Source organism: Rhodoferax sp., assembly GCF_010365055.1.
Taxonomy (GTDB): domain Bacteria; phylum Pseudomonadota; class Gammaproteobacteria; order Burkholderiales; family Burkholderiaceae_C; genus Rhodoferax.
This window is the reverse complement of the sequence record NZ_JAAFHA010000174.1, coordinates 1-3,832: the sequence shown is the minus strand read 5'-3', so window position 1 is coordinate 3,832 and position 3,832 is coordinate 1. Positions and strand designations below refer to the sequence as shown.

General features: G+C 64.8%; 5 protein-coding genes and 1 pseudogene. All 6 read right to left on the bottom strand.

Features of this window, described 5'->3' with window-relative positions; all coding sequences use genetic code 11:
* The coding region (locus GZ093_RS20525; protein WP_296489566.1) for a transposase at window positions 1–289 on the bottom strand (289 nt) is incomplete at its 3' end.
* Window positions 290–484: 195 nt separating this feature from the next.
* Window positions 485–1,150 carry an HAD family phosphatase gene (locus GZ093_RS20520; RefSeq protein ID WP_296489567.1) on the bottom strand — a complete coding sequence of 222 codons (666 nt, stop codon included), beginning with the start codon at window positions 1,148–1,150 and terminating at the stop codon, window positions 485–487.
* Window positions 1,151–1,404: 254 nt separating this feature from the next.
* On the bottom strand, window positions 1,405–1,797 hold the full coding sequence (locus GZ093_RS20515) for a YchJ family metal-binding protein (protein ID WP_296489564.1): 393 nt from the start codon (window positions 1,795–1,797) through the stop codon (window positions 1,405–1,407).
* Window positions 1,798–1,799: 2 nt separating this feature from the next.
* A complete protein-coding gene (locus tag GZ093_RS20510; RefSeq protein ID WP_296489562.1) occupies window positions 1,800–2,237 on the bottom strand; it encodes a rhodanese-like domain-containing protein in 438 nt (145 codons plus the stop codon).
* A gap of 199 nt (window positions 2,238–2,436) precedes the next feature.
* A complete protein-coding gene (locus tag GZ093_RS20505; RefSeq protein WP_296489560.1) occupies window positions 2,437–3,564 on the bottom strand; it encodes an acyl-CoA dehydrogenase family protein in 1,128 nt (375 codons plus the stop codon).
* A 6-nt stretch (window positions 3,565–3,570) separates the two neighbouring features.
* Window positions 3,571–3,832 (bottom strand): annotated as a pseudogene (locus GZ093_RS20500) (short chain dehydrogenase); the annotation flags it as partial.

The following is a 3,832-nucleotide window of genomic DNA, read 5'->3' as shown; positions in this document are numbered from 1 at the left end:
TGGTGTTGGCGCGCTGGACTTCGACGCGGATGTCGGGTGCCGTTTGTGGCGTGGCCGCTGGCGCCGCCTCGTCGAGCGTGACGGGAACGAACGCTGGTGACTGAACCACCAGTGCGGACTGGGCACCTTCGCGCAGCCAGCGGTGGACGATATTGGCGTTGATGCCGTGGGACAGGGCTACGCCAGCTACAGAGGAGCCGCTTTGACGGCACTCCTGCATGACCTGGGTCTTGAGCTCTGCGCTGTAATAACGTCGCTTGGGGCGATTGGCGTGAGCTTCGCTCGCCATGGTGTGCATGATCTTCATCGTGCACACTATCTCTTGAACTCAGCTTCGTCTCAAGATGTGTTGGCCGGGCGCTTACGATCAGCCCGCTTTTTGCTACTGCTTTTGTAGCTGCCAGCGCTCGCTGCATAAGGGCTGGGGGCCGATTTGATGCATCAATTCCGTGAGAAGGCGATGTTCAGGCCGTCTCAGGCCTTTTCAGGCCATCATCAGCGCGGGCAACTCGGCCATGTCGATGAAGATGAGGCTGGCGCCTGCGGCGCGCAGGGCCTCGGGGGCGTCGTGCCCGGCTTCGGGCGGGCTGTAGCCAAACACGGTGGCCCCGGCGGCCACGCCGGCCAGGGTGCCGGGCACGGTGTCTTCGACCACCACGCAGCGGCGCGGGTCTATGCCCAGCGCTGCGGCAGCGGCCAGGTACACATCGGGCGCGGGTTTGGAGCGCGGCATTTCGTGGCCGCTGAAGATGCGGTCCTTGAAGTAAGGCATGAGGCCGCATTTTTCGAGCTGCAGCTCAACCTTGAAGCGGTCGGCGCCGGAGGCGCAGGCAATGCGGCCTTCATACAGGGTGTGGATCTGCGCCACGGCCTCGACCGCGCCACGAATCGGCAGCAGGCCTTCGGCCAGTGCCTCGTTGCGCCGTCCGCGAAACTCGTGCAGCCACTCCTCGGTCAGCGGCTGACCGGTGTTGGCCTCGATGACGGCGATCTCGTCCTTGACGGCCTTGCCGATGAACAGGCGCATGCATTCGGCGGAGCTGAGCTTCCAGCCGGCTTCTTCCAGCATGTCGCGCAGCACACCATTGGTGATGGGCTCGCTGTCGACCAGCACGCCATCACAGTCAAACAACACGGCTTCGAATTTCAACAAGGGGAGCCTCTCTTCAAAATGCTATCAATTTAGCAGCTGTCGGCGCAGGTGGGACAAGGGCTAGAGGCATTTTTGACTAATAATTTGAGCGAATGCCAGCACACCGGCGTTCAGCTTGAACCTGTTTTGAGCTTGCCGAAAGGTCGAGACCCTTCGACCCTTCGTCAAGCTCAGGACAGGCCAGGCTCAGGGCGAACGGGTAGCTACGAGGGGCTGAGCGGGCTGCCGGGCCATACCGGGCGCCCCAAGCGCTACAGCTGGTCGCCATCCACATAGTACCAACGGCCGGCTTCGCGTACAAAGCGGCTGCGCTCGTGCAGTCGCACGGCCGGGCTGTCCGGGCTTTTCTGGCGGGCGACAAATTCGACTTCGGCATGGGTGTCGTCCAGCGCGTGGTGCTGGCGCACGTCCAGCCCCAGCCATTTCACGCCGGGGTCAAACGTGATGGTCGACGGGCGGCGGCTGGCGTGCCAGGTGGCGCGCAGGTAGTCGGCCCGTTCGAGCACAAAGGCGGTGTAGCGCGAGCGCATCAGCGCCTCGGCATCGGGCGCAGGCGTGTCGTGCGCCAGATAGCGGGCGCAGCAGGCGGTGTAGGCCAGCGGCCGGCCACGCGCATCGGCCCGGCCGCAGGGGCAGGCAGCCACGGTCAGCCTTTGGCGGGGCGGCGCGCGGCGTGGGCCAGCTTGTGCGCCTCCAGGGTTTCCATCGGGGCGCCCTGCTTTTTCCACTCGGCAAAGCCGCCGTCGATGTGGGCCACGTTGGTCATGCCCATGTCCTGCAGGGTCTTGGTGGCCAGCGCGCTGCGCCAGCCGGCGCCGCAGAACAGGATGAACTCCTTGCCCTCGTCGCCAAACACCGGCTTGAAATAGGGCGAGGCCGGGTCCACCCAGAACTCCAGCATGCCGCGCGGTGCCAGCAGGGCACCGGGCACGGTGCCTTCGCGTTCGAGCTCGCGCACGTCGCGGATGTCGACGATCTGCACCTTCGGGTCGGCGAGTTTGGCCTGGGCTTCGGCAACCGAATAAGTGGTGACCTGCGCCATGGCCTCATCGACGAGGGCGCGGAATCCTTTGGTGATGGGCATGGTGTTTGTCTCCTGTTGTGGATGGCGGACGGGTGGTCAAGTTTACGGCGGTCATTGCTACCAACTTCAACCCCTCTCCCTTCAAGCCAGGGCCGCGGGACCGGCCTTGGCCTGTCCTGAGCTTGTCGAAGGGCCGGACCGCAGGCGCAGCGGCCCCCTCGGGGGGCAGGAAGTTACACGGAGTGAACGACCGTGGGGGCTAAAGTGCCCGCTGGATGATGATTTTCTGCACGTCGCTCGTGCCTTCGTAGATCTGGCAGACGCGCACGTCGCGGTAAATGCGCTCGACCGGAAAGTCGCTGACGTAACCATACCCGCCCAGGGTCTGGATGGCGGCGCTGCAGACCTGCTCGGCCATTTCGCTGGCAAAGAGTTTGGCCATGGCCGCTTCCTTCAGGCAAGGCAGGCCGGCGTCGCGCAGGCTGGCAGCGTGCCAGATCAGCTGGCGCGCGGCTTCGAGTTGGGTGGCGCAGTCGGCCAGGCGGAAACCGACCGCCTGGTGGTTGAAAATGGCGGTGCCGAAACTCTGGCGCTCTTTGGCGTACTGCACGGCAAATTCAAACGCGCTGCGCGCCATGCCCACGCTTTGCGCGGCGATACCGATGCGCCCGCCTTCGAGCGCGCCCAGGGCGATCTTGTAGCCTTCGCCCTCGGCGCCAATCAGGTTCCCGGCCGGGATGCGGCAGTTGTCAAAGTTGATCTGCGCCGTGTCGCTGGAGTTCTGGCCCAGCTTGTCTTCGAGCCGCGCCACCACATAACCGGGCGCGTCGGTGGGCACCATGAAGGCGCTCATGCCTTTTTTGCCGGCGCCCTTGTCGGTGACCGCAATGACCACGGCGGCGTGGCCGTTTTTGCCGCTGGTGATGAACTGCTTGACGCCATTGATCACGTACGCGTCACCTTCTTTCACGGCGGTGGTGCGCAGCGACGAGGCGTCGCTGCCCACATGCGGCTCGGTCAGGCAGAACACGCCCAGCATCTGCCCCTGGGCCAATGGGGTGAGCCACTGCTTTTTCTGCGCGGCACTGCCGTAACGCATGAGGATGGCGTTGACCGGGCAGTTGGTCACGCTGATGGCCGTGCTGGTGCCGCCGTCACCAGCGGCGATTTCCTCGATCACCAGCGCGAGCGTCAGGTAGTCGAGGTTGGCGCCGCCAAACTCTTCGGGCACGCAGATGCCGTAAGCGCCCAGCGCCGCCAGGCCTTTGTGCGCCTCTTTCGGAAAGTGGTGCTCCTTGTCCCACTTCGCGGCATGGGGCCAGAGTTCACGTTGCGCAAAGTCGCGCACTGCGTCGCGGATCATCTGCTGGTCTTGGGTCAAAAGCATGTCTGTTCACCAGGTTGCAAAACGCGAGCCGTCATGGTCGAGGAACGCGCCTTTGTGTTGGGGGCCCAGGCCCGAGATCGTCTGCCGCATGCTGGAGACACTTTGCGTCACCGTCAGCGGGGCGCCCTCGCCGCCCATGTCGGTCTGCACCCAGCCGGGCGACAGCGCGACCAGAATGGCGCCGGGGTAATCGTGCTGGGCCGACGCGACGGCCATGTTCAGCGCCGCCTTGCTGACACGGTAAGTCCAGCCATGGCTGGATTCCACC